General features: G+C 71.0%; 23 protein-coding genes. 12 read left to right on the top strand and 11 right to left on the bottom strand.

All coding sequences use genetic code 11. The annotated features are described in order from the left end of the window. Window positions 1-9: 9 nt before the first annotated feature. The 5 genes from G569_RS0123080 to ruvC form a co-directional block, all read right to left on the bottom strand. Window positions 10-2,910, bottom strand: coding sequence for a protein translocase subunit SecDF (locus G569_RS0123080; protein WP_028065169.1), 2,901 nt, complete (start codon window positions 2,908-2,910; stop codon window positions 10-12). 125 nt (window positions 2,911-3,035) lie between these two features. Beyond that, window positions 3,036-3,485, bottom strand: a complete 450-nt coding sequence (locus tag G569_RS0123085) for a PAS domain-containing protein (protein ID WP_028065170.1) — start codon at window positions 3,483-3,485, stop codon at window positions 3,036-3,038. A gap of 216 nt (window positions 3,486-3,701) precedes the next feature. Further along, window positions 3,702-4,736, bottom strand: a complete 1,035-nt coding sequence (gene ruvB, locus G569_RS0123090) for a Holliday junction branch migration DNA helicase RuvB (protein ID WP_028065171.1) — start codon at window positions 4,734-4,736, stop codon at window positions 3,702-3,704. Further along, the gene (gene ruvA / locus G569_RS0123095; RefSeq protein ID WP_028065172.1) at window positions 4,733-5,311 is read right to left on the bottom strand and encodes a Holliday junction branch migration protein RuvA; all 579 of its coding nucleotides are present in this window, start codon (window positions 5,309-5,311) and stop codon (window positions 4,733-4,735) included. The genes ruvB and ruvA overlap by 4 nt, the downstream gene beginning before the upstream one ends. Then, window positions 5,308-5,814 carry a crossover junction endodeoxyribonuclease RuvC gene (gene ruvC / locus G569_RS0123100; protein WP_245602540.1) on the bottom strand — a complete coding sequence of 169 codons (507 nt, stop codon included), beginning with the start codon at window positions 5,812-5,814 and terminating at the stop codon, window positions 5,308-5,310. The genes ruvA and ruvC overlap by 4 nt, the downstream gene beginning before the upstream one ends. 51 nt (window positions 5,815-5,865) lie before the next feature. Here ruvC and G569_RS0123105 point away from each other — a divergent pair, with 51 nt between their 5' ends. Then, window positions 5,866-6,519: a GNAT family N-acetyltransferase gene (locus G569_RS0123105; protein ID WP_037498453.1), complete on the top strand. Its 654-nt coding sequence runs from the start codon at window positions 5,866-5,868 to the stop codon at window positions 6,517-6,519. Here the strand turns inward: G569_RS0123105 and G569_RS0123110 are convergent. After that, window positions 6,502-6,912 (bottom strand): hypothetical protein, encoded by a 411-nt coding sequence (locus G569_RS0123110; protein ID WP_028065175.1) that lies wholly within the window; start codon window positions 6,910-6,912, stop codon window positions 6,502-6,504. The genes G569_RS0123105 and G569_RS0123110 overlap by 18 nt on opposite strands. A gap of 50 nt (window positions 6,913-6,962) precedes the next feature. On the opposite strand from G569_RS0123110, the gene G569_RS50855 reads away from it, so the two are divergent. Together G569_RS50855 and G569_RS0123120 are read left to right on the top strand one after the other, a co-directional pair. After that, entirely contained in the window at window positions 6,963-7,697 is a 735-nt protein-coding gene (locus G569_RS50855) for a helix-turn-helix domain-containing protein (protein ID WP_053226854.1), read from the top strand. A 70-nt stretch (window positions 7,698-7,767) separates the two neighbouring features. Then, entirely contained in the window at window positions 7,768-8,601 is an 834-nt protein-coding gene (locus tag G569_RS0123120; protein ID WP_028065176.1) for a hypothetical protein, read from the top strand. On the opposite strand, the gene G569_RS0123125 is transcribed toward G569_RS0123120, so the two are convergent. After that, window positions 8,598-9,347 carry a YebC/PmpR family DNA-binding transcriptional regulator gene (locus G569_RS0123125; protein WP_028065177.1) on the bottom strand — a complete coding sequence of 250 codons (750 nt, stop codon included), beginning with the start codon at window positions 9,345-9,347 and terminating at the stop codon, window positions 8,598-8,600. The genes G569_RS0123120 and G569_RS0123125 overlap by 4 nt on opposite strands. A 145-nt stretch (window positions 9,348-9,492) precedes the next feature. On the opposite strand from G569_RS0123125, the gene G569_RS0123130 reads away from it, so the two are divergent. Next, a complete protein-coding gene (locus G569_RS0123130; protein ID WP_028065178.1) occupies window positions 9,493-11,526 on the top strand; it encodes a hypothetical protein in 2,034 nt (677 codons plus the stop codon). Between the two features lie 73 nt (window positions 11,527-11,599). Here the strand turns inward: G569_RS0123130 and G569_RS0123135 are convergent, their stop codons facing one another. Further along, a complete protein-coding gene (locus G569_RS0123135; protein WP_084285410.1) occupies window positions 11,600-12,973 on the bottom strand; it encodes an RNA polymerase sigma factor in 1,374 nt (457 codons plus the stop codon). A 168-nt stretch (window positions 12,974-13,141) separates the two neighbouring features. Between G569_RS0123135 and G569_RS50860 the strand changes: the two genes are divergently transcribed. Genes G569_RS50860 through G569_RS0123165 form a run of 5 tightly spaced genes read left to right on the top strand, consistent with a single transcriptional unit; the run spans window position 13,142 to window position 18,529 of the window. After that, entirely contained in the window at window positions 13,142-13,789 is a 648-nt protein-coding gene (locus G569_RS50860) for a class I SAM-dependent methyltransferase (RefSeq protein WP_053226855.1), read from the top strand. A 14-nt stretch (window positions 13,790-13,803) separates the two neighbouring features. Beyond that, complete coding sequence (locus G569_RS0123150) at window positions 13,804-14,634, top strand: bifunctional helix-turn-helix transcriptional regulator/GNAT family N-acetyltransferase (RefSeq protein WP_037498455.1); 831 nt, start codon at window positions 13,804-13,806, stop codon at window positions 14,632-14,634. A gap of 15 nt (window positions 14,635-14,649) precedes the next feature. Beyond that, window positions 14,650-16,023: a phosphomannomutase/phosphoglucomutase gene (locus tag G569_RS0123155; RefSeq protein ID WP_028065181.1), complete on the top strand. Its 1,374-nt coding sequence runs from the start codon at window positions 14,650-14,652 to the stop codon at window positions 16,021-16,023. Next, the gene (locus tag G569_RS0123160; protein ID WP_028065182.1) at window positions 16,020-16,979 is read left to right on the top strand and encodes an MBL fold metallo-hydrolase; all 960 of its coding nucleotides are present in this window, start codon (window positions 16,020-16,022) and stop codon (window positions 16,977-16,979) included. Before G569_RS0123155 ends, G569_RS0123160 begins: the two co-directional genes overlap by 4 nt. Then, window positions 16,961-18,529 (top strand): Na+/H+ antiporter, encoded by a 1,569-nt coding sequence (locus tag G569_RS0123165; RefSeq protein ID WP_028065183.1) that lies wholly within the window; start codon window positions 16,961-16,963, stop codon window positions 18,527-18,529. Before G569_RS0123160 ends, G569_RS0123165 begins: the two co-directional genes overlap by 19 nt. Before the next feature lie 21 nt (window positions 18,530-18,550). Here the strand turns inward: G569_RS0123165 and G569_RS0123170 are convergent, their stop codons facing one another. From G569_RS0123170 to G569_RS0123180, 3 genes are all read right to left on the bottom strand, one after another. Next, complete coding sequence (locus G569_RS0123170) at window positions 18,551-18,814, bottom strand: hypothetical protein (protein ID WP_028065184.1); 264 nt, start codon at window positions 18,812-18,814, stop codon at window positions 18,551-18,553. A 186-nt stretch (window positions 18,815-19,000) separates the two neighbouring features. Further along, window positions 19,001-20,344 carry an NAD(P)/FAD-dependent oxidoreductase gene (locus G569_RS50865; RefSeq protein ID WP_053226856.1) on the bottom strand — a complete coding sequence of 448 codons (1,344 nt, stop codon included), beginning with the start codon at window positions 20,342-20,344 and terminating at the stop codon, window positions 19,001-19,003. Next, window positions 20,341-21,288: a glycosyltransferase family 2 protein gene (locus G569_RS0123180; RefSeq protein ID WP_028065185.1), complete on the bottom strand. Its 948-nt coding sequence runs from the start codon at window positions 21,286-21,288 to the stop codon at window positions 20,341-20,343. The genes G569_RS50865 and G569_RS0123180 overlap by 4 nt, the downstream gene beginning before the upstream one ends. A 37-nt stretch (window positions 21,289-21,325) precedes the next feature. On the opposite strand from G569_RS0123180, the gene G569_RS50870 reads away from it, so the two are divergent. From G569_RS50870 to G569_RS0123195, 3 genes are all read left to right on the top strand, one after another. Then, window positions 21,326-22,696 carry a proline dehydrogenase family protein gene (locus G569_RS50870; RefSeq protein ID WP_028065186.1) on the top strand — a complete coding sequence of 457 codons (1,371 nt, stop codon included), beginning with the start codon at window positions 21,326-21,328 and terminating at the stop codon, window positions 22,694-22,696. Window positions 22,697-23,197: 501 nt separating this feature from the next. Next, the gene (locus G569_RS0123190; RefSeq protein ID WP_028065187.1) at window positions 23,198-24,784 is read left to right on the top strand and encodes an aldehyde dehydrogenase family protein; all 1,587 of its coding nucleotides are present in this window, start codon (window positions 23,198-23,200) and stop codon (window positions 24,782-24,784) included. Then, on the top strand, window positions 24,768-25,631 hold the full coding sequence (locus G569_RS0123195; protein ID WP_028065188.1) for a dihydrodipicolinate synthase family protein: 864 nt from the start codon (window positions 24,768-24,770) through the stop codon (window positions 25,629-25,631). Before G569_RS0123190 ends, G569_RS0123195 begins: the two co-directional genes overlap by 17 nt. Window positions 25,632-25,683: the final 52 nt, after the last annotated feature.

Here is a 25,683-nt window from a genome sequence, read left to right on the forward strand (position 1 = left end):
GCAGCCATATCAGCGCGGCCTTCCGTGACGACGATTGCGGGGCTTGCGGTCCTTGGCGTCGCCGTCCTCACCGTTGCCGGACTCCGACGTGGACGGACCTGTGGGCGGTGAGCCGTTCCCGCCGCCCTCTGCTCGGGCACGGGCGCGGCGGCCGCCGACCGGGCGCCCACCGGCACCCGCGGCCGCGGGCTGGCGAGCCGCAGGCTTGTCTTCTTCGACGCCGAGGTCGCGCACCATGTCCTGGAACTCCGACGCCGAGACCTCCTGGCCGGGCGGGGCCGAGATGCTCTTGCGGCGGCCGCCCTCCTTGGGCTGGACGTCGATCGGGCCGCCCTGCTCGACCGTCGCGTACGCCGGAACCGTGCCCAGGCGCTCGAGGATGCGGGCATGGCGGGCGCGGAACCCGGGCTCACGCTCCTTCCAGTGCTGGAGCACCGGGGTGGCGATGAAGATCGAGGAGTACGTGCCGGACGCGATACCGATCAACAGCGCGAAGGCGAAGTCGCGCAGCGTCTCGCCGCCGAACAGCATCAGGGCGAGGACCGGGAGCAGCGTGCAGAAGGACGTCGCCAGCGAGCGGACGATGACCTCCGACAGCGAGCGGTTGACGATCTGCGAGAACGCCGCGCTCGGCATCCGCGGGATGTTCTCTCTGATTCGGTCGAACACGATGATCGTGTCGTACAGCGAGTAACCGAGGATCGTCAGGAGCGCCGCGACCGTCGACGTCGTCACCTCCCGGCCGACGAGAGCGTAGACGCCGGCCACGATCAGGACGTCGTGCATCAACGCGATCAGCACCGGCACCGCGAACTTCCACTGGAATCGCAGCGAGATGTAGATCGAGATGATCAGCAGCGACGCGATGATCGCGTAGATCGCGGACTTGGCGACGGTCTGGCCGAAGCTCGGGCCGATCTCCTCGATGTTCGGGCGATCCGCCTCGCCGAACGTCGCGTTGAGCTTGGAGACGACCGCGTTGGACCCGCCCTTCGGCAGCTCCTTCGTCGAGATCTGGACGACGTGCTGGCCGAGCTCGGGGTTCTGCAGGGTCTGGATCTTCGCGTCGGCGAGGCCGAGCGGGGCGACCGCGTTTCGGACCTGATCGACGGTCGCCGCCTTGGCCAGCGGCGCGGTGATCCGCGTGCCGCCGTCGAAGTCGATGCCGAAGTTGATGCCCTTGCCGGACATCGCCAGGGCGCAGATGAGCAGGATGCAGCCTGAGAAGGAGAAGAACCACTTCGCCTTGCCCGTGTAGTCGATGCGCCAGCGGTTCGACTTCGGCTCGGAGGCGCCGAGCGCTGCCTTGGAGGCCAGCAGCTTGGTGCCGCGCAGCGAGTACAGGATCGCCTGGGTGGCGAGCACCGCCGTGAACAGCGAGACGATGACGCCGAGACCGAGGGTGAAGGCGAAGCCCTGGACGCCCGCGGTGGCGATGATGAAGAGGATGAACGCGACCAGGAACGTAACGATGTTCGCGTCGATGATCGCCGTCAGGCCCTTGCGATAGCCCGTCGTGATCGCGGTGGCGACCGATCTTCCGGCCCGCACCTCCTCTTTCACGCGTTCGAACACCACGATGTTCGCGTCTGCCGCGACACCGAGCGTCAGGATCAGGCCGGCGATGCCGGGCAGGGTCAGCGTGATCGGGATCAGCTTGACCAGCGCGTAGAAGTACAGCGCGTAGATGCACAGCGCCAGCGCGGCGATCACGCCGAGCACGCGGTAGAAGATGATCAGGAAGAGCGCGACGATGATGAAGCCGGCGATGCCCGCCTTCAGGCCCTGGTCGAGCGCCTGGGCGCCGAGCGTCGCGGAGACCTGCGAACGCGAGACCTCGGTGAGCTTCAGCGGCAGGGCGCCGATCTTGAGGATCTTCGCCAGGTCCTGCGCGGACTGGATCGTGAAGTTGCCGGAGATCTGCGCGCCGGTCGCGCCGTCGATGCCGTCCGGGTTCTCGCGCCAGTTGATGTACGGCGCCGAGACCAGCTCGTTGTCGAGCGCGATCGCGAAGTGCTGCGAGGTCGAGATCGGGTCCCCGCCGAGCGCGTTGTCGGCGCCGCGCTGGGCGACCCGGCGCGTGATCGCCTGGAACGCCTTGCGGCCGGCGCTCGTGAAGTTGAAGGTCACGATCGGCTCGTTGCCGAGGTTCGTGTCCGCGCTCTGCTCGGGGTTCTTGATGTCCGTGCCGCTCAGGCCCGGGCGGTCCTGGATGATCCACCAGCGGTCCGGCTTGACCTCGTCGCCCTTGTTGTTGGTCGTCGACTCGGCGCGCAGGACGAGGACGCCCGCGGGGACCTCGAGGATCTCGGCGTTGGCGCGGTCCTTGTCCGACAGCGCCTCGAGGGCCTGCTCGCGGGTGTCGTAGGACTGCCCGTTGTCGAACGCCTTCTTGGTGGTCTTGTCGAACGCGTAGAAGCGCGGCTTGGCCGCCGCCTGGGACTCGCCGCCCGGCGACTCCTCCCCGAGCGGGTCAGAGCCCTTGCCGACACCGACGCTGGTGCACTTGGACGCCTGCAGAACCGCGGTGCGCAGCCCGACGACGGGCTGGCGGCCGTTGGCGTTCTGATCAGGATTGGTCTTGCACTTCTCGTCCAGGATGTTGGCTTCCCAGTCGTAGAAGAACAACTGGGCGGTCGAACCGACCTGCTGTGCAGCGCTCTCGGCGTCCGTGACGCCCGGCAGGTTGACCTCGATCTGGTCTTTGCCGGACTGGAAGAGCTCGGCCTCGGAAACACCGAAGGCGTTGACGCGCTGCTGCATGAGGTCGATCGACCGCTGCATCGCGTCCGCGTCCACGACTGGCTGCGCCGCGGTGGGCTGCGCGTGGTAGACGAGCTGGACGCCGCCCTTCAGGTCCAAGCCGAGCTTGGTCTCCTTGGTGGCGACAACTGCGATCGAGCCGCACATGAGTGCGACGACGATCAGCAGAATGAAAAATGAGCGGCGACGTTCGGACACGGGTTATCTCGCGAAAAGGGTACTTTGGGAACGCGGCACGAACGCACCGCTGGGCGGACGAAAGACTTGCTGGACTACCTGGACGGCGTCAAGACGAGCAGAAGACCGCCGTCATCATCGTAGGCCGGAAAGAGATCGGCAACCGCTTTTGCGGGCAGATCTCCTTCCGCGTTGACGGTGACGGGCTTCCCGAGTCGACGCACGCCCCACTCTAGGGCCACACCGACAGGATCTTCTTCGCCATGGAAGTCGAGACCCAGGACATCGCGCACCGGGCGGCCGATCACCTTCTCGTCCGAAAGCCCCGTGAGCTCGCGTGAGCCGCGGCCGCAGCCGATGATCCGCCCCTCCCGATCGCAGACGAAAAAGGCCGCGTTCGGCGCCGGGTAATAGTCGTCCAGCAGCTCGAACAAGAAGCCGAAACCGCACTTCGAGCACCCTTTGGGCACGTTGCGGAACCCGGCGGTGCGTTCAGTCGCAGTCGTCCGGTTGCCGCAGTTCGGGCAGATGAACAGATGGGCCATTACGAATCGGGAGAGTAGCTCTCGCGCTAAAGGCGCGATATGGACATCCGCTTAGGGGCCCGCTGATGCCTAACGGTTCGCCCGCTGCGGCACATCCGCAGCGCCTCGCGCCACCCACGCTGCTCACGGCCCAGAAGGCCGCATCGCGAGCGCGGCCGTCGCGAGCCACTGGCGGCTGCACCACATCGGTCGGACCGACCATGCATCACCGAACCCCTAGAACAGGGCCTGTCCGCTTGAGGGAGGCTCAAGACCGAGGTGGGCGAAGGCGTGCGGGGTGGCGACGCGACCGCGCGGGGTGCGCTGGATGAAGCCGCGCTGGAGCAGGTACGGCTCGTACACGTCCTCGATCGTGTCCTGCTCTTCGTGGACGGCCACGGCGAGCGTCGACAGGCCCACGGGCCCGCCGCTGAAGCGCACGCAGATCGCGTTCAGGATCTCGCGGTCCAGGCGGTCCAGGCCCTCGTGGTCGACCTCGAGCATGTCCAGCGCCGCGTAGGCGGTCGCGGCGTCGATCGAGCCGTCGCCGTGGACCTGCGCGTAGTCGCGGACGCGCTTGAGGAGGCGGTTGGCGACGCGCGGCGTGCCGCGTGAGCGCTCGGCGATCGCCCGCGCGCCGTCCAGGTGGACCGGGACCTTGAGCACGCCGGCGGAGCGGGCGACGATCGCCGCCAGCTCGCGGGCGTTGTAGAGATCGAGGCGGTGCTGGATGCCGAAGCGGTCGCGCAGGGGGGCCGTCAGCAGACCCGCGCGGGTGGTCGCGCCGATCAGCGTGAACGCCGGCAGGTCGATGGTCACGACGCGCGCGCCTGGGCCGACCCCGAGGGTCACCGGCAGCTGGCGATCCTCCATCGCGGGATAGAAGGTTTCCTCCACCGCCCGCGGCAACCTGTGGATCTCGTCGACGAAGAAGACCTGCCCCGGCTCGAGGCTGGTCAGGAAGGTCGCGATGTCCTTCTTGTCCTCGAGCGCGGGCCCCGCGCTCTCGGTGATCCGCACGCCGAGCTCGTTGGCCACGATCCGCGCGAGCGACGTCTTCCCGAGCCCTGGCGGCCCGGCGAGCAGCACGTGGTCGAGCGGCTCGCTGCGGCCGGCGGCGGCCTCGATCGCGAGGCTCAGCTGGGCCTTCAACGAGTCCTGGCCGACGAACTCGTCGAGCCGCCGCGGGCGCAGCCGCGCCTCGTTCTCGTCGTCCTCGCGCAGGTTCACGGTCTGGATGCGGTCGACGTCGGCGCCGGGGGTCCGGATCATCGGCGGGCGACTTTCAGGGCGTGCGCGATCAGTGCCTCAGGCGTGTCGCCGGGGGCGCCGTCGAGCAGCCCGTCGACCTCCTGCGGCGAGAACCCGAGGCCGACGAGGCCCTCGCGTGCGAGCGCATGCGGCTCGTCGGTTCGCGTGATGACAATCGGGTCATCCACCACGGCGGTGCCGACCTTCTCGCGCAGCTCGACGATGATCCGCTCCGCCGTGCGCTTGCCGATGCCCGGGACGGCCACCAGCCGCGCCGTGTCGCCGCTCGCGACGGCGCCGAGCAGCTCACGCGGGGTACCGCCGGAGAGCACCGCCAGCGCCATCTTCGGCCCGACGGACTGGACGCCCAGCAGCAGCAGGAACAGGTCCCGCTCCTCCTCGGTGGCGAAGCCGTAGAGCGACAGCGCGTCCTCGCGCACGACGAGGTGCGTGAACAAAGTCGTGGATTCGCCTACACGGGGCACGTGGCGCAGCGTCTCGGCGCTCACAGCGAGCCGATACCCGACGCCGGCGCAGGAGACGACGACGTGATCGCCGCGACGGACCGCGACCTCGCCCGCGACCAGCGCGATCATGCCGAGGCCCTCGCCAGCGCGGCCGCCAGCGGCGCGCCGTTGGCGTGGCAGATCGCCACCGCGAGCGCGTCCGCCGCGTGGTCGGGCTTCGGGAGCTCTGAGAGTGAGAGCAGGGACTGCACCATGCGCTGGACCTGATCCTTGGCGGCTTTTCCTGAGCCGCACACCGCGGCTTTGACCTGCTGAGGGGTATAGGACGAGCACCGGATGGATCGCTGGCCGGCCGCCAGGATCACGACGCCGCGCGCCTGCCCGACGGCGAACGCCGAGCGCGCGTTGGTGCCGAAGTAGAGGTCCTCGACCGCGACCGAGTCGGGGCGATATTCGTCGAGCAGCTCCCCCACGCGGGCGTGGATCGTCGCCAGGCGGGCGCCCTGGTCCTCCCCGGCGGGCGTCTCGATGACGCCGCCGTCGAGCGCGATCAGCCGGCCGCGGTCGTGCGCGACCACGCCGAATCCGGTGTTGGCGAGGCCGGGGTCGATGCCGAGGACGATCACGTGCACGCGTGGGATTCTCCGTTGCGTGCCGGACGCCTTCCGCCAGGATGCAGGGCGATGACGCTGACAGGAGCCCGCGGCCGGCCGGGCCGCACCACGATCGAAGGCGACCGCGTGCGACTGGAGCCGCTCGACCCCGCCCGCCACGCCGATGACCTGTTCGCGGCCGCCCAGGGCGACGACGCGCTCTGGGACTACCTCCCGTACGGCCCGTTCGCCGACGTGGCCTCGCTCACCGAGCACCTGCGCGCGCAGGCGGCGTCGGAGGACCCGCTGTTCTTCGCCGTGATCGTCGACGGCACCGCCGTGGGCGTCGTCAGCTACCTGCGCATCGAGCCCGTGCACGGCGTGATCGAGATCGGCCACATCTGGTTCGGCGGGCCGTTGCAGCGCACGCCGGCCGCCACCGAGGCGATCTACCTGCTCGCCCGCGAGGCCTTCGACGAGCTCGGCAACCGCCGCTTCGAGTGGAAGTGCAACGCCGAGAACGGCCGCTCGCGGCGCGCGGCGGAGCGCTTCGGGTTCACCTTCGAAGGCGTCTTCCGCCAGCACATGATCGTCAAGGGCGCAAACCGCGACACCGCCTGGTACTCGATCCTCGACGGCGAGTGGCCGGCCGTGAAGGCAGGCTTCGAGGCCTGGCTGGACCCCGCGAACTTCGACGCCGACGGGCGCCAGAAACGGTCTTTGACGTCAGTTCGTGGGCAGTGAGGACCCGGCGAAGCCGAAGAACCAGATCCCGAACGCGACCAGCGCCAGGCCGACCGAGACGACCATCACCTGCTCGAGCACGCCGCCGCGGCGTGTCGACGTGCGCTCGGCGCGCATCGAGCGCAGCCACGTCGCCCGGTGGCGTTCCTCCTCGCGGCCGGTGAGGCGGCCGTGCAGCCGGTCGAGGATCCCGAGCCCTTTGCCGACGATCGCCATGCCCACCGGCAGCCCGATCAGCACCAGCAGGTACGGGCCGGCGCTCGGCTGCGAGGAGCCGGCGATCCGCGACGCGAGGTAGATCAGGCCGACCGGGACGCCGATCCACATCACGACGGACCCGACGGCCATCAGCAGCACGAGGAACAACGCGGGCGGCGACCAGGACGAGCGCATAAGCATCACGGACCATCCATGTTCCCGGAATTCGCTGCGACAATCGCCGGGTGTACCGCGAGTTCGCCCCGCCGCCCGACCTCGCCCCCCACGTCGCCTGCGTGTGGGCCTCGATCCACCACGGCGGCGTGATCTTCCCGGACGGCTGCGTGGACCTCGTGTGGCATGGCACACACTTGGTCGTCGCCGGGCCCGCGACCGGGCCGGCGAGCCCTGACCTGGCATTCGGCGACCGGGTGATCGGGGTGCGCTTCCGGCTCGGCGTGGCGGGCACGGCGCTCGGCCTTCCCGCCGAGGAGTTCGCCGACGACGCCGTCCCGGTCGCCGACGTCTGGGGACCCGAGGTCGACGAGCGGGTGGCCGCGGGCGGGATGCCGGCGCTGCTCGACGTCGTCCGCGAGCGCGTGCGCGGCGTGCCCATCGACCCGCTCGCGCGGGCCGCGGCGGTCGCGATGGCCGCGCCGGGCGCCCGTGTGGACGCGCTCGGCGCCACGCTGGGCGTCAGCGAGCGTCAGCTCCGGCGCCGTTTCGCGGATGCGGTCGGCTACGGCCCGAAGACGCTCGCTCGCGTGCTGCGCTTCCAGCGGTTCCTCACGATCGCCCAATCCGGCGACGACCTCGCCCGCCTCGCCCTCAGCGCCGGCTACGCCGACCAGGCCCACCTCACCCGCGAGACCCGCCGCCTCGCGGGCCGCACCCCGCGCGAACTGCTGCTGGCCGGCGCGACCCCCGCCGGCGAGCGCTTCGCGGCGCCGGGTGCGCCGGGCGTGTCTGGCCTCGCCTGACCATTTCGGCTCACCTCGTGGCCGATTCGTTCAAGCGCTCGGCCTCGCCGCGCCCTAGCGTGCCGTGGCGATGATCGACAAGGCACAGGACTATGTGTGGGCGACGGCCCGCGTGCTCGAGCAGCGGCGCTTCGCCTTCCTCTTCGCCGATGGGGACGCCGCGCCCGTGAAGGCGGCGCTCGAGCCCTACAAGACCGCGGACGGCGGCTACGGATACGCGCTCGAGCCCGACGGGCGCGGCCCGACGAGCCAGCCGCCGCACATCTGGACCGCGCTCGAAGTGCTCGAGGAGATCGGCGAGACCGACGACGGGATCGGCGACCACATCGCGTCGCTGACCGCGCCCGACGGCGGCGTGCCGGTCGCGCTGCCGAACATGGAGCAGTGGGCGCACGCGCCCTGGTGGGGCATCGGGAGCGACGGCACGCTGCTGGCGACCGCGCTCCTCTACGCCCGCCTGCACGGCGACCACCCCTGGAAGGCCGGCGCGGAGGCCTTCTGCTGGCACGCGATCGAGGGGATCGAGAAGACGCACCCGTACGAGGTCGAGTCGGCGATCACCTTCCTCGACGCCGCGTCCGACCGTGACCGCGCGACGGCGCAGGCCGAGCGGCTCGGCAGGCTCGTCCGCGAGCAGAACCTCGTCGGCGTGCAGCCCGAGGGCTACTCGGCGGGCGAGATCCACCACCCGCACAACTTCGCCAAGACGCCGGACTCCCTCGCTCGCGCCTGGTTCTCAGATCAAGAGATCGACGCGAGCCTCGACCACCTCGCCTCCCAGCAGCGCGAGCACGGCGGCTGGGAGATCACGTGGGCGCACTGGCTGCCCGCCATCCCCTTCGAGTGGAGCGGGCTGGTGACGATCGACGCGCTGAAGACGCTGAAGAGCTACGGCCGGATCTAGCCGGCAACCCGCTCCAACACTTCGGCGTCGATGTCGAAGTTCGCGTGGATCTCGTCGGTGTCGTCGAGGTCCTCGAGCGTGTCGATCAGCTTCATCAGCTTCGTCGCGCCCTCCTCGTCGAGCGGGACGAGCGTCTTCGGCCGCTGCTGCACGGAGGCCTCGGAGACCTCGATCCCCGCCTCGACCAGGGCCGCGCGCATCGCGGTCAGGTCCGACGGCTCGCAGAGGATCTCGAAGACGTCGTCGTCGGCGACGATGTCCTCGGCCCCGGCGTCCAGCGCCGGCATCAGGTCGTCCTCGGAGTACTTCTCGCCGTCGACGACCACGACGCCCTTCTTGTCGAAGAGGTACGCGACCGAGCCGGGCTCGCCGAGGCTGCCGCCGTGCTTGGAGAACGCGTGGCGGACCTCGGAGCCGGTGCGGTTGCGGTTGTCGGTCAGCGCCTCGACCAACAGCGCGACGCCGCCCGGGCCGTAGCCCTCGTACATCACGGCCTCATAGGACTCGGTGTCCGCGCCCTCGCCGGTGCCCTTGGCGATCGCGCGTTCGATGTTGTCCTTGGGCATCGAGGCGTCCTTGGCCTTCTGCACCGCCAGACCCAGAGCGGGATTGCCGTCGAGGTCGCCGCCGCCCTCCTTCGCGGCGACGGTGATCGCGCGCGCGAGTTTCGTGAAGAGCTTGCCGCGGCGCGAGTCGACGATCGCCTTCTTGTGCTTGATCCCCGCCCATTTGGAATGGCCTGCCATGCGGGTGATTCTAGACGGGCGAGAAAAGGCGCCACACCCGCTCAATGGGTTCGTCAACAGGGCAGACACGCCGGCGACGCAGGGGTTCATTCCCCGCCCCGCACAGACCGCGCCGGCGCCACCTGAAGACGAATAGGAGCGCCATTTGCCCGCCGCCACGCGGCGCGGCTTCATGCTGGGCTCGAGCGCACTGCTCGCAAGCCTGCTGATGCCGCGCGCGGTCACCCCTGCCGTAGCCCAGACGCCGGTCGACCCGGCGTCGTTCGACGACGCCGCCTACTGGGCGTTCGCCGACCGCATGCAGGACCAGCTCGACCGCTACTGGGACGGCAAGACCTACACGCCCAAACGGGCGATGCTGAGCGCGAACCTGCTGCTCACGCACGCCGCGGCCGCGCTCGCCGGCCACACCGGTCCCGCGCGCCGCGACGACCGCGCGATCACGCTGATCCACGCGCTCTGCGAAGGCCCTGCGTGGGTCACGCAGGCGGGAACCGGCTCGCAGGGCCACAAGCCCGGCTGGCAGGACGGCATCAGCGGCAACAGCGGCATCCAGCACCTCGTGGTCGACACCGAGATCGCCTGGCCGCTGATGGTCGCCTGGCAGGCCCGCGACGCGCTCGGCCTCCCCCAGGCGACCGCCGACCTGATCGCCGACCGGATCATCTCGACCGTCAGCGGCAAGTTCTGGCAATGGCCGACATTGCGGCTGAACCAGATCAACTGGTACACGCGGATGTACGTCGCCGCCGCGACGGTCGGCGGCAACAAGCAGGACCTCCACACCCAGCTGCTGCAGCAGGTCCGCCGCTTCGTCGACGGTGCGCGCAAGCCGATGAGCGGCGCGACGGTGTCCAACCTCGGCGGCGGCTACCGCTTCCACTACCTCCCGCAGGCGCAGGAGCACCACAAGTTCAACCTCGACAGCGCCGAGTACGCGAACATCGTCTGCGGCTTCCTGGTCGCGTACAAGCAGGCGCGCGACGCGGGCATGCCGCCGCTGGACTCCGCCCGCGCGGACGTCGTCCGCGCCTGGAGCGAACGGGTGCTGACCGGCTACTGGACCCACGCCGGCTACCTGAACTGGGACACCGGGCTCGGCTTCAAGCGCTGGCACCAGGGCAAGAAGCTCGGGCTCTCGCAGGCCGCGCTGCTCGGCATCGCCGTCTGCCCGGAGCTCGCGCCGCACGGGCAGTGGGCCAAGTACATGCTGGACCGCTCCTTCGAGCTCTTCGACCGCTGGGTCGCGCGCGACCGCGGCCTGCCGCCGGCGAACGCGTTCAGCGTGCCCTCGATCGACAACAACGAGTCCTCGCAGGTGCTCGCGGCCGCGCGCGTGCAGTCCAACGCCGCCCAGGCGGCGCTCCTCGGGCTCGGCAGGATGCGCGGCGAGCAGCCGCCGCCGCTGTACGCCTACGACCCCGACGTCGGCCGCCTGGCGATCACCACGCCCACGTACAACACCGCGATCGTCGCCGTCTCGCGCAACGCGTTCCCGTACGGCGGCGTCGACATCGCCCGGCTCTTCGACGGACAGCAGGAGGTCGCGGGCGGCGTCGGCGGCCGCCCGCCCGCGTCGTTCGGCGTCACCGTGCGCAGCGGCGGCAAGCTCGTCGCCGCCTCCCAGCACGCGGTCGAGCAGGGCGACAGCGATCCGCTCGAGCTGCTCGAGGCCCCGCGCGGGACCGGGAAGGCCCCGACCCCGTACCCGAAGCGCCCCTACGCGGGCGCGTTCGAGACGATCCGCGTGCGCGGCACCCGACGCGAGAACGGCGTCTCGATCCAGACCACGCACCGCTTCGCGGCGACGTTCATCGAGACCGAATGGCGGGTGAGCGGCGCGAGCGGCAAGACGATCGACGCGCTCTTCCCGAGCTGGGGCTCGACCGCCCGCGTCACCGCGGTCAACCAGCGCGGCGAGCGGCGCGGCATCACCCGCAACATGTCGCTCTCCGACATCGCCTGGTTCCATGTCGAGAGCGAGCGCAGCGGCTACGTCGTGGTCGTCGACGGCGGCAAGAGCGCCACCGTCCCGCGCCCCGCCAAGCAGTCGAGCGCGCCGAAGCCCGGACCGACGCTGACGATCCGGGCGAAGGGCACGACGATCAAAGCGCGAATCGCCCCTGCCTCCAACGCGGAGGAGGCGAGAGCGATCGCGACGCAGCTGATCACAACATAAAGGGGTCAGGCCCCTTTAGGTTCACGCGGTTGGGGCCGCCTCGAAGCGGCTCGGACCTAAAGGGGCCTGACCCCTACTGAACCGGGACCGCCGTAGGCGTCTCGGTCGGGACGGGTGTCTCGGTCGGGACGGGCGTCGCCGTCTCGACCGGGGCGGGCGTCGGCGTCGCCGTGGGGGTCGGGGTCGGCTGCGGCGCGACGGGCGTCGGCGCCGGCTTGACGATCCCCTTCGGCGGCGGCGCCGGGGTCGGCGTGAAGACCGGCGGGCGGTCGCCGCCGAACGCCTTCTTCTGCAGCTCGGTCATCGCCCGCGAGCGTTCCTTGGAGCCCTTGGGCAGCTTCTGCAGCTTGCGCAGCATCCGGTTGACCTCGGCGCGCTCGGCCGGCGAGGCGTTGCGCTGGTTGAGGACGCGGAAAGCGAAGCCGAGGCGGGTGAGCTCCGAGCGCGACAGCATCGCGGCGCGGGCGCGAGCGACCTTCGGCGGGCGCTTGGCCTTGGCGCTCTTCGGCTTGGAGACCGCCACGGAGGTCGGGGCGGCCGTGGCGCGCGGCGCCACCGGCGTCAGCACCACCGCGGCGGCGCTCCCCGGCTTCCCCGGCCGCGGCGCCCGCTGGACCGCGTCCTGGATCACCAGCTCAGGGTCCACCGACGCCACGTCCTGGCGGTGGCGGGAGTGCTCGGCCAGCTCCGGGACCGCCACCGCGCCGCCGCCGACGATCAACGCGCAGCAGGCGCCGGCGGCGACCTTCTGCACGCCCGCGAACCCGCCGCCGCCCAGCAGCTGGGCGACGATGCCCCACGGGCTCCAGCCCGCGAGCCGGCGCAGGCGCGACGGCGTCGCGGTGCGCAGGTCGCGCTGGTAGGTGCGGCAGTCCGCGCAGGTCCACAGGTGCCGGCGCGCGATCTCGCTCGCGCGCACGCCCGCCAGCGCGGCCTCGTCGAGCGCGGCGCAGACGCTCGTGCAGGCGGTCTCGCGCGCCGCGGCGGTGCGGCGCAGGTTCTCGCGCGCCCGCGCCAGCAGCGAGCGCGTCGTCTCGACCGTCGTGCCGAGCCGGCCGGCGACGTCCTCGTGGGACAGCCCGTCGATCGCGCTCATCACGAGCACCGAGCGCTGCCGGTCAGGGAGGCGGTGGATGTCGCCGAGCAGCGCGCGGGCCTCGGCGCGGCGGGCGAGCTCGTCCGGCAGCTGCGCGGTGAGCGCCGGCATGCCGTCGAGCTCGATGTCGCCGACGGGGCGGGTCCGGGCGCGGCGCAGCTCGTCGACGCAGGCGTTGTGGACGAGCCGCAGGAGCCACGCACGCGGCTCCATCGGCACCACCCCGCCCCGCAGCGCGGTGTGCACGCGCAGGAAGACGTCTTGAAGGACGTCCTCGGAGTCGTGACCGGAGGCGTACAGCAGCCGGGCCGCCTGGCGTCGCAGGGCGGGACGGTGGCGTTCATACACCACCGCGAGCGACTCTTCGTCACCCGCGGTGAAGCGCGCGAGGAGGGCGCGGTCCTCTAGTGAAGTGGAGATGGTCCTGTGCGGTTGGGGAGAGATCGGCCGGTCGTCGATGGTGCAGACGTATCGCTACCGACTATGTGTCGCCTCTTCTTCGTTCCTTACATTCTTGTGATGCGAGCCGCGGAACGTGACGCGCGCGCCGCCGCCTACGAGCGCGCGCGCCCGGAGATCCTGGAACACGTCCCACGCACCGCGAGGCGCGTATTGGACCTCGGCTGCGCGACCGGCACGACCGGCGCGGCGCTCAAGCAGCGCCAGCAGGTGGAGGTCGTCGGCGTCGAGCTCGAGCCCGAGTATGCGCGCGAGGCGGCGACCCGGCTGGACCACGTGATCTGCGGCGATGTGGCGACCGCGGAGCCCGAGGGGCGCTTCGACACGCTGATCGCGGCCGACGTCCTCGAGCACCTCCCGGACCCGTGGAGCGCGCTGAAGCGCTACACCGCGCTGCTCGAACCGGGCGCGACCGTCGTCGTGAGCCTGCCGAACGTCGCCCACTGGAGCACCTACGCCCACCTCGCCCGCGGCTCGTGGCCGCGCAAGCCCGAGGGCATCTTCGACGCCACCCACCTGCGCTGGTTCACGCTGCGCGACGCGCAGGAGCTGCTGGCCGGAGCCGGGCTGACGCCGCGCACCGTCGTGCGCCGCGGGTGGATCTACACCCGCGGCTCGCGCCTCGACGTCCTCGCCCCGCCGCTGCTGCGCGTCCCCGGCCTGCGCACGATCTTCACGTTTCAACACGTCCTCGCGGCCAATCTCTGACTAAAGTCAGAGATATGCATGTCGAACAGGTCAGGTCGTTCAATCGCACGGTGACCGAGCGGATCGGCGCGCTGCAGGACTCCTATCTGGCCACGGACCGCCCGCTCGGCGCGGACCGCGTGCTGTGGGAGGTCGGCGACGGCACGGATCTGAAGACGTTGCGGACGCGGCTGAACCTGGACTCGGGCTACCTGAGCCGGCTGATCGCCGCGCTCCAGCGCGAAGGGCTGGTCGAGACCGCGCCGGGCGAGGACAAACGGGTGCGGGCGGTGCAGCTCACCGAGGCGGGCCGGGCCGAGCGGATGGAGCTGGACCGCCGCAGCGACGAGCTCGCCGAGTCCCTCCTGGCGCCGCTGAGCGCCTCGCAGCGTGAACGGCTGACGGACGCGATGGCGACCGTCGAGCGGCTGCTCACGGCGGGTCTGGTCGAGATCGCGCGCGAGGACATGAACAGCCCGGACGCCCAGTTCTGCCTGGGCGAGTACTTCAAGGAGCTCGACGCGCGCTTCGAGGGCGGCTTCGACTACGCGCGCAGCCTGCCGACCGACGACGCCGTCTTCCTCGTCGCCCGACTGCGCGGCGAGCCGGTCGGCTGCGGCGCGATCAAGGTCGCGCAGAGCTACCTCAAGCGGATGTGGATCTCGCCCAAGGTGCGCGGCCTCGGCCTGGGGCGGCGGATGCTGAGCGAGCTCGAGGCGCTCTCGCCCAACGGGGTCGCCCGCTTGGAGACCAACCGCGTGCTGACCGAGGCGATCGCGCTCTATCGGGCCGCGGGCTACGTCGAGGTCGAGCCCTTCAACGACGAGACCTACGCGCACCACTGGTTCGAGAAACGGCTCGCCTGAATATCCTGCGGCCGCATGCCCGTGACCGATCTCTCTCGGATCTTCAAGGCCTACGACGTCCGCGGCATCTACGGGGACGACATCGACGGCGACACCGCTGAGGCGGTCGGCCGCGGCCTTGCCCGCGCGCTCTCGGACCTCTCCGGCAAGCCGGTGGGCGAGCTCAGGATCGGCCTCGGCCGCGACATGCGGCTCTCCGCCCCGGAGCTGGCCGCCCGCTACCGCGACGGCATGGTCGCCGAGGGCGCCCACGTGGTCGACGCCGGGCAGGTCGGGACCGAGATGGTCTACTGGCTCGTCGGCTCGCGCGACCTCGACGGCGGCCTGATGTGCACCGCCAGCCACAACCCGAAGGCGTACACCGGCGCGAAGATGGTCGAGCGCGGCAGCGTCGCGCTGTCGGGTGACCGCGGGTTGCAGGAGATCCGCGCGCACATCGAGAACGGGCTCGGCGATGCCCCCGGCGGCGGCTCCTACGAGGAAGTCGACATCTACGAGGCGTTCCAGCGCGAGGCGCTGAAGGTCATCGACCCGAGCGTGGTCAAGCCGCTCAAGGTCGTCCTCGACGGCGGCAACGGGATGGCGGGGCCGATGGTCGGCCCGATCCTGAAGCGGTTGCCGCTCGACCTGGTCGAGACCTACTGGGTCCCGGACGGCGAGTTCCCGGACCACGAGCCGAACCCGCTGCTGCCCGAGAACCGCGAGTTCATCGTGCGCAAGGTGGTCGAGACCGGCGCCGACCTCGGCATCGCGTGGGACGGCGACGCGGACCGCTGCTTCTTCATCGACGGCGCCGGCGAGTTCGTCCCCGGCGACTTCCTCACCGCGCTGCTCGCCGCGAGCATCCTCGAGAAGGTCCCGGGCGCCGACATCCTCTACGACGTGCGCGCCTCGCGAGCGGTGCCGGACACGGTCACGCGGCTGGGCGGACGGGCGGTCGTGAACCGCGTCGGCCACGCGTTCTTCAAGACGCGCATGCGCGACGAGGGCGGCGAGTTCGGCGGCGAGGTCTCCGGCCACTACTACTTCAAGGCCTTCTACAACGCGGATTCGGGCACGATCCCGGCGCTGCTGATCCTCGAGCTGCTCTCCAAGCGCGAGACCACGCTGGCCGAGCTGCTGGCCGACCTGCGCTCGAAGTACTTCATCAGCGGCGAGATCAACTCCACGGTCGCCGACCAGCGGGCCAAGATGGACGAGATCAAGGCGCGCTACTCCGACGCCGAGATCACCGAGCTCGACGGCGTGTCGATCGACTACGAGGACTGGCACTTCAACGTCCGCCCGTCGAACACCGAGCCGCTCCTGCGCCTCAATCTGGAGAGCCTGATCTCCCAGGAGGACATGGAGCGCCGGCGCGACGAGGTCCTTGCCCTGATCCGGTCGTGATCCACCGCTTGCCGATCCCGACGCCGTTCCGGGTCGGCCGGGTGAATTGCTACCTGATCGACGACGACCCGCTCACGCTGGTCGACGTCGGGCCGAACTGGGGCGAGGCGCTCGTCGCGCTCGAGGCCGCCGTGGGCGCGACGGGGCGTCGGCTCGAGGACGTGGAGCGGATCGTCATCACGCACCAGCACGCCGATCACGTCGGGCTGGTGCGGATCGTCGCCGACCGGTCGGGCGCCGAGGTCTGCGCGCTGGAGGCGTTCGCGCCGCTGGTGGAGGACTTCAGCGCCTACGCCGATCGCAACGACGAGCTGGCGCAGGCCGTCATGCGCCGCCACGGCGTGTCGGTCGACGTGGTCGCGGTGCTCGCCGCGGTGACCCGCGCGCACCGTGGCTGGGGCGGGAGCGCGCCGGTCACCGCGCTCCTGCGCGACGGCGGCGAGCTCGCGTTCGCGAACCGGCGCTTCGACGTCCATCATCGGCCCGGACACTCGCCCTCGGACACGATCCTGTTCGATCCCGGGTCGAGGGAGCTCGTGGCCGGCGACCACCTGATCAAGAACATCTCCTCCAACCCGGTGATCTCCGCTCCGCTGGACCCTGCGGCGAAGCGGCCGAGCGCGCTGCTGACCTACATGGCCTCGTTGCGCGCCACGCGCGAGCTGCCGGTCGAGACCGTCTTCCCCGGCCACGGCGAGCCGTTCGGCGACCACGCGGCGTTGATCGACGAGCGCTTCGCCATGCACGAGCGCCGCGCGCGCAAGATCCTCGGGCTGATCGAGGAGCGGCCGCGCACCGGGCACGAGCTCGCCCACGCGATCTGGGGCGGCGTGGCGCTCACGCAGACGTTCCTGACGTTGTCCGAGGTGCTCGGGCACATCGACCTGCTGGCCGAGCGCGGCGAGGTCGCCTCGTTCGAGGACGAAGGCGTGGTGCGGTGGAAGACGTCGAAGTAGTCATCGTCTCGGTGCTGCTGTCCGTGGTGGTCCTGTCCGCCGCGGCCCGCGCGATCAACGTGCCGTACCCGATCGTGATGGTGCTCGGCGGCGCCCTCATGGGCTTCGTCCCGGGCCTGCCCGAGGTCGCGATGAACCCGGACCTCGTGCTGCTGATCTTCCTGCCGCCGCTGCTGTACACGAGCGCGTTCTTCGCCAACCTCACCGACCTGCGGGCCAACCTGCGGCCGATCACGCTGCTCTCCGTCGGGCTCGTGCTGTTCACCGTGGTCCTGGTCGCGGTCGTCGCGCATGAGCTGATCGACGGCATGTCGTGGCCGGTCGCGTTCACGCTCGGCGCGATCGTCGGCCCGACGGACCCGATCGCGGCCACCGCGATCGCGCGGCGTCTGGGCGTCCCGCGCCAGCTCGTCTCCGTCCTCGAAGGCGAGTCGCTGATCAACGACGCGACGGCGCTCGTGGCCTACAACATCGCCCGCGCCGCGGTCTTCGGCGCGAGCTTCTCGCTGCTGGACGCCGGCTGGGACTTCGTCTGGAAGGCGGCGGGCGGCGCGGCGCTCGGGCTGCTCGTCGGCTGGGTCATCGCCGAGGTCCGCCGGCGGCTGGACGATCCGCTGATCGAGAACACGATCAGCCTGCTGACCGGGTACGCCGCGTACGTCCCGGCCGAGAAGCTGCACCTCTCGGCGGTCGTCGCGGCGGTCACGGTGGGGATCTACGTCGGATGGCAGGCGCCGCGGATCGCCTCCCCGGCCACCCGCATCCGCGGCTTCGGCATGTGGGAGCAGCTCCAGTTCCTGCTCAACGCGATCCTCTTCGTGCTGACCGGGCTGCAGTTGCCGACGGTGCTCGACAGCCTCGACGCCACGCACGCCGGGGAGCTCACCGGCTACGCGGTCGCCATCAGCCTGGCGGTCATCCTCGCCCGGCTGGTCTGGCAGAACACGATCATCTACGTGGTCCGCGCGCTCGATCGCCGCGCCTCGCAGCGGGCGCGCCGGACGACGTGGCGCTATCGGCTCGTCGGCGGCTGGGCGGGTATGCGTGGCGCGGTCTCGCTCGCCGCGGCGCTCGCGCTGCCGAGCGACTTCCCACAGCGCGACCTCGTCGTGTTCCTCACGTTCGCGGTGATCTTCGCCACTCTGGTGCTGCAGGGGTTGACGCTCGCGCCGCTGATCCGCTGGCTCGGGGTGACCGACGACGGGTCGCTCGAAGCGGGCGAGGAGCTGCGGGCGCGCCTGGTGGCGACCGAGGCCGCGCTGGCGCGGATCGCCGCGCTACGGGACGAGGACTGGACCCGCGACGACACGCTCGAGCGCTTGGAAGGCGCGTACACCTACCGCCGCCGGCGCCTGAAGGCGCGGGCGGGCAAGATCGAGGACGACGGCTACGAGGACCGCTCGTTCGCCTACCAGACCGTGCTGCGCGAGGTCCTGGAGGCGCAGCGCGGCGAGATCGTCCGGCTGCGCAACGAGGGGACGATCTCCAACGAGGTCATGCACCGCCTCGAGCGCGAGCTCGATCTCGAGGACGAGCGGCTCGAAATCTAAAGGGGTCAGGCCCCTTTAGGTTCAGGCGGGGCGGGCGAAGTCGGCCGGTTCGATGAGGCCGTGCCGGAGGGCGCCGATCATCGTCTCGACCTGCTGGATCATCCGCTCGCGGTCGAGCTTGTGCAGGGCGCGATGGATCAGGTCGGCGCGCCGGTCGAGCTCGATGTCGAAGCGCTCGGCGACCTTGTTCGTGACCGTGACCTCACGCCAGACCTCGCAGGAGCCGCAGCGCAGTTGCATCCACCAGGACTCCGGCGTGACCGGCTCCCAGTTGACGGGGTTCACGAAATCCTTGCCGCAGGCGGCGCAAGCATGAAGGTCATCCTCAGCCGGACGCTTGTTCCGACCGAGAGCCCGTGAGAGCCAGTTGGAGTCCGGGGAGGTCATGTCCCCGAGTATCGGCAGGCCCTGCCCGATTCTCCAGGGTGCAAACCGAACTTTTTATGACGAGCTAGCCGCGTGTCACATGGCTTACGGGAGCCATTCCAGCATGGCGCGGGCCGCCTCGTCACCCTCGCGTACGGCGTAGTTCGTGCCGCGGTCCTCGGGGAAGATCTGGGTCGTGTTGGCCAGCACCAGCCCGCGCGTCGGGGTCTTCATGGCGGGGATCTTGGCGCGGTAGCCGACGGTGACGATCGGCTGGGCGGCGGGTTCGCGGTGCAGCCAGGTCTGCTTGACCCAGCTGTGGTCGAACGCGGGCGTGACGGCTTTCAGGCCGGGTGTGTAGGTGTCGAGGACGCCCTGCGCGTCGAGGTCGAGCAGCTCGTGCCCGCGAGGCAGGTAGTTGGCGACGTAGAGGAAGCGACGCCCGTCGTAGCGGGCGGGGTCGATGAAGTTCGTGTGCTCGATCAGGCCGACGAACGGGAGCGCGTCGTCGCCGATGTTGGTCCAGTAGTAGGGCGAGAACTGGCGGTCGAGCTCGATCAGCAGGCAGAGCGCGGTGAAGTACTCGATGTCGCGCAGCTGGGCGAGGTAGTGCTCGGGGACGAGGCCGGGGGCGGCGAGCTGCTCGAAGACGTCGGACGGGACCGTCGCCAGGACGGCCTCGTAGCGCTCGGGCTCGAGCGTCTCGAAGTCGCGCGGGTCGTGGCCTTTGCGGAAGGAGTTGGGCGCGCCGGGGGTGATGACGAAGCCCGGCTCGACCTTGGCGGCGGGGCGGTCGATCAGCACGCGCCCTCCCCCGTGTTCGATCCTGCGTCGCAGCTCTTCGAAGAGCAGTTCCCAGGAGTGCTTGGGGTAGCCGAGCTTCTCCTCGGCGGCGTCGTCGCCGCGGCGCAGGCGGAACTTGTTCTGCAGCCAGACCATCGCGATGTCGTCGGCGCGCTCGCCGAACTTGCCGCGCAGCAGCGGGCCCCAGAGCGTGCGGTAGGCGGCCTTGCCCATGTAGCGCTCGATCCACTTGCGGGCGGTGACCTTCTCGAACGGCGCCGGGTTGCCCGGGCCCCGCTGGATGGCGAGAACCGCCATGCCGAGGCGGATGCGCGCGAGCGGCGGCATCGGCTTGAAGCGCAGCAGGTCCATCGGGGTCACGAACGGCCACTGCTTGCCCTGGGTGAAATAGGCGACGCTGGACGTGATCCAGTCCAGCTCGTCCTCCATCCCCAGCTCGTCGTAGAGCCCCGCGATGTGGCGGTCGGTCGAGAACAGGTGGTGGTAGTAGCGCTCGAGCAGGTGGCCCTGGCCGACGTCGAGCGTCGCGGCCTGGCCGCCGAGGCCGGGCCAGCGCTCGTAGACGTCGACCGTGTGGCCGGCTTCGGTCAGGCGCAGGGCGGCGACGAGGCCGGCGACACCGGCCCCGAGGACGGCGATCCTCATCGGTCTTCGGGCTCCTCGAGGTTGATGCGTTCGCCGACGACGTAGAGCGGGCGCTTCTTGACCTCGTCGTAGATGCGCCCGATGTACTCGCCGATGATCCCCAGCGTGATCAGCTGGATGCCGCCCAGGAGCAGCACGATGATGATCGTCGTCGGCACGCCGCGCTCGAAGATGTTCGCGTAGCGGGCGACGATCGTCAGCGGGATCGCCAGGAAGGCGATGACGCTGAACAGGAAGCCGAGGAACGTCGCCCACTGCAGCGGGCGGCTGGAGAACGACGTGATCGCGTCGAAGCTGAACCGCAGCATCTTGCGCAGCGGGTACTTGGTGACGCCGGCGTGGCGCTCCTGGCGCACGAACGGGACGGCGATCTGGCTGAAGCCGATCCAGACGGTCATGCCTCTCAGGAAGCGGTTGCGCTCGGGCATCGCGAGCAGCGCGTCGAGCGCCTTGCGGTCCATCAGGCGGAAGTCGCCGGACTCGACCGCCAGATCCAGGCCGGTGAGCCGTCTGAAGGTGCGGTAGAAGCCGCGCGCCGTGATCCGCTTGAAGGCGGTCTCCCCCAGCCGCTGCTCGCGCACGGCGTACACGACGTCGATCCCCTCGCGCCAGCGCTCGATCATCTCCGGGATGACCTCGGGCGGGTCCTGGAGGTCGCCGTCGAGCATCACGATCACGTCGCCCCTGGCGTGCTCGAGGCCGGCGGTGAGCGCGGGCTGGTGGCCGAAGTTGCGCGCGAGGCTGACGATCTTCACCCGCGGATCGCGCTCGGCGGCCTTCGCCATCGCGTCGCGCGTGCGGTCCTTGGAACCGTCGTTGACGAGGATCAGCTCGTAGTTGAGGTGGCCGAGCGCCTTTTCGACCCGCTCGGTGAACGGGTCGACGGTGTCCTCTTCCTCGTACATGGGCGCCACGACGCTGAGCAGCCCCACCTCGCGGTTCATGGGCGCCAGGGTACCGGCGCGAATACGCTGTGCACCCATGGCCGACGAGGGCGCGGTTGAACGCGAGCTGTTCGAGGTGGGCCGCAAGCTCGCGGCGGCGCTGCCGACGACCCGCAACCCGCTGAAGGCGCTCGACGACAAGGCCATGGATCTCGCGTCCTCGGACGCCGAGCTCAAGGCGGCGCTGTTCCGGTTCGTCGACGTCGTCCCGGCCTGTCGCAACCTCGACGACCTGGCGCGGCACCTGACCGCCTTCCTGGAGGACGTGGGTGAGCCGCCGCCGCCGATCGGCGTGGCGCTTCGGATGGGCGGCTCGAAGGCCGGGCGCCGCGCGCTGGGGATGGCGGCGGCGTCGGGCGTCAAGCACATGGCGCACCGGTTCATCGTGGGTGAGGACCCTCGGGCGGCGCTGGGTGTGCTGCGCGATCTGTGGAAGGACGGGGTGGCGTCCTCTGTCGACCTGCTGGGCGAGGCGACGGTCACGCAGGCCGAGGCGCAGCGCTACGCGGACCGCTGCGCCGACGCGCTGGACACGATCGCTCGCGCCGCGTCCGGCTGGCCGTCGCGTTCGCAGCTCGAGCAGGACACCGCGGGCGCGCTGCCGCGGGCGAACCTGTCGGTGAAGGTGAGCGCTCTGACGCCGCTGCTGCGGCCCGACGCGCCGGAGCGCGGCAAGCGCGATGCCGCCGACCGGTTGCGCCCGCTGCTCCGGCATGCACAGGAGCGCGGCGCGCACCTGCACATCGACATGGAGTCGATGGACTCGCGCGATGCCGTCCTGGATCTGATCCTCTCGTTGCTGGCCGAGGACGAGTTCCGGCCGGGGCCGTCGGCCGGGTTGGTGCTCCAGGGCTACCTGCGCGACTCGCCGGACACGTTGGACACGATCCTGGCGTGGCTGGACGGCCCAGGAGCAGGACGTGCTCATCCCTTGACCATCCGGCTGGTCAAGGGCGCCTACTGGGATCACGAGCTCGTCCAGGCCGCGCAGCACGGCTGGTCGCCCCCGGTCTTCGACGTCAAGGCCGACACCGACGCGAACTTCGAGCTCCTGACCCGGCGGCTCCTGGACGCGCGGCCGAAGGTGCGCGTCGCGATCGCCTCACACAACTTGCGCAGCGTCTCACACGCAATTGCGTACAACCGGCTCAGCGGCGGCGCGGATTCCGACCTCGAGTTGCAGGTTCTGCGCGGTCTGGGCGATCCGCTGCAGGCCGCGATCGCATCCTTGGGGCTACGCGTTCGAACGTATTGCCCCGTAGGAGACCTCGTCGCGGGGATGGCGTACCTCGTCCGGCGCCTGCTCGAGAACACCTCGAACGAGTCGTTTCTGTACGAGCAGGCCCGCGGCGTGCCGCTCGAGGTACTGCTCGCGCGCCCCGGCGGCACCGTCGCCCGAACCCCCTGACCGCGGGCGAGGTCTCGCCGCGCGGTGCCACGCCGCGTCCCGGGTGCGACGCCACGCGCGGACTCGCCGCGCGGTGCCACGCCGCGTCCCCGGGCGCGACGCCCACGCGCGGACTCGCCGCGCGGCGCGGCGGCGCGTCTCGACGCCCGGACTCGCGGCGCACCGGCGCGGCGCGACGTGCGCCCGGACTTCCCGCCCGGCGGCGCGACCGCACGCGTGGCCGTTGCCGCGGCGCGCCGGCGCGGCGCAGCGCGACGCGCGGGGTGCCGCATACGGGTGTGATGCTCCGCTCCCGCATAGCGAAACACCAGCAACACACCCCCACCCGCGCGCCAACTCGACCGGTCGGTTGTGATCCCTCCGGCCGGTCACTTTGACCAAATCGATCATGGGATCGGGGGTGTGATGCTCCACCGTCCTGTGAGGACGGCGCAGCATCACACCCCTGTTGTGGGCACCCGGCGGGCGCGGCGGGAGGCGGGCGCTGACAGACTGTCGGGCGTGTCCCTGACGCCGTTCAAGAACGAGCCGATCCTCGAGCTGCGGCGGGCGCCGGTGCGGGCCCAGCTGCGCGGTGCGCTGGAGGCCTTCGACGCCGAGCCGGTCATCCAGGTGCCGGTGTGGGTGGGTGACGACGCGCGGCATGGTGGCGCGCTCGTGTCGGTCGACCCCGGCGAGCCCGAGCGCGTCGTGGCGGAGTCCGCGATCGCGTCCGACGCGGATGTCGACGCCGCCCTGGCGCTCGCCACGCGCAGTGAGTGGAGGCACACCTCCGCTACGCACCGGGCCGACGTGCTCATACGCGCTGCTGCGTATCTACGCGAACGGCGGCTGGAGGTCGCGGCGCTGGAGGTACGCGAGACCGCGAAGCCGTGGCGGGAGGCCGACGCCGACGTGTGCGAGGCGATCGACTTCCTCGAGTACTACGCGCGGGCGGCGGTCGCGCTCGCCGAGCATCCCGCGGGGCTGCCGGGGACCGCCGGCGCGGAGCTGATCCAGCTGCCGGGTGAGCGCAACGAGCTGCGCTGGTCGCCGCGCGGCGTCGTGGCGGTCATCTCGCCGTGGAACTTCCCCGTGGCGATCCCGCTCGGGATGGTCGCCGCGGGGCTGGCGACGGGCAACGGCGTCGTGCTCAAGCCGGCCGAGCAGGCGCCGGCGTGCGCGTACATGCTCGTGCGCGCGCTGCGGGAGTCCGGTCTGCCGCCCAGCGCGCTCGCGCTGCTGCCCGGCGAGGGCCCTGTCGGCGCGCAGCTGGTCGGCGACCCGCGCGTGCACACGATCGCGTTCACGGGGTCGGGCCCAGTCGGGTTGGAGATCGTCCGGCGCGCGGCCGAGCTCGCGCCCGGGCAGAAGCATCTCAAGCGCGTCGTCGCCGAGATGGGCGGCAAGAACTGCGTGATCGTGGACTCGGACGCCGATCTCGACGACGTCGTGCCCGCGCTGGTGAAGAGCGCGTTCAACTACGCCGGCCAGAAGTGCTCCGCGGCCGCCCGCGTGCTCGCCCACGAGGCGATCCACGACGGGCTCGTCGAGCGCCTCGCCGGCGCGATCGAGGTCCTGCACGTCGGCCAGGCGTCGGATCCCGAGATCGACGTGCCGCCGGTGATCGAGCGCGAAGCGCAGGACCGTGTCGCCCGCTACGCCGCCACCGCGCAGGCGACGGGCAGGATCGCCGCGCGCGCCGCCGAGCTGCCCGACCGCGGCTTCTTCGCCCGCCCGACGCTCGCCACCGACCTCCCGGCCGACTCGCCGGTGCTGCACGAGGAGATCTTCGGCCCGCTCCTGGCGGTCGAGCGCGTCAAGTCGGTCGAGGAGGCGTGCGACCGCGTCGACGCGTCCTCGTTCGGGCTGACCGGCGGGCTGTTCAGCCGGAGCCCGCGCACGGTCGACTACGTCGCGGGTCGCACACCCGTCGGCAACCTGTACGTCAATCGTGAGATCACGGGCGCGATGGTCGGGCGCCAGCCGTTCGGCGGGAACCGGCTCTCCGGCACCGGCACGAAGGCGGGCGGTCCCGCGTACCTCCTGCAGTTCGTCGAGCCGACGGTGATCACGGAGAACACGGTCCGGCATGGCCTCGTCGTTTGAGGGCGTCTACGCCGCGGCGCTGACGCCGCTGCGCGAAGACCTGACGATCGACCGCCGGGCGTACGCCGCGCACTGTCGCCGCCTGCTCGACGAAGGCTGCGACGGCCTGGCGATCTTCGGCACCACCGGCGAGGCGAACTCGTTCAGCGTCGGCGAGCGCGTGAGCGCGTGGCAGGACCTCGTGGCCGACGGAATCCCGCCTGAGACGCTGCTCCCCGGCACCGGCGCGTGCGCGCTGACCGACGCGGTGACCCTGACCCGCGAGGCCCTCGCGGCCGGCGCGCCCGGCGTCCTCGCACTGCCGCCCTTCTACTACAAGGGCGTCTCCGACGACGGGCTGTTCGCCTTCTTCGCCGAGCTGATCGAGCGCGTGGCCGACGACCGGCTGCGCCTCTTCCTCTACCACATCCCGCCGCAGACGATCCTCGGCTTCTCGTTCGCGCTGATCGCCCGGCTGCTCGACGCCTATCCGGGGGTGATCGCCGGCACGAAGGACTCCAGCGGCGACGCCGCGCGGATCGAGGCCGTGTGCAAGGAGTTCCCGCAGCTGCGCGTGTTCGCCGGGACGGAGTCGCTGCTGCTCGACACGCTCCGCTGGGGCGGCGCCGGCTGCATCTCGGCGACGGTCAACGTCACCGCGCCACTCTCCGCCGAGGTGTTCCGCACCCGCGACGACGCGGCGCAGGCCCGGCTGACGGCGCGCCGCGAGCACCTCGAGCGCTTTCCGGTCATCCCCGCCCTGAAGGCGATCATGCGCCACCGCACGGGCGAGGACACCTGGCATGTCCGCCCACCTCTGGTCGGGCTCGACGACGACCGCGCGCGCGAGCTTCTCGCCGGGCTCTGACGTCCGAGGCGCCACGTGCCGTGAGGTTCGAGCGCGGACATCTCTTGGGTAA

Source organism: Solirubrobacter soli DSM 22325 (assembly GCF_000423665.1).
In the GTDB taxonomy this organism is placed as follows: Bacteria; Actinomycetota; Thermoleophilia; order Solirubrobacterales; family Solirubrobacteraceae; genus Solirubrobacter; species Solirubrobacter soli.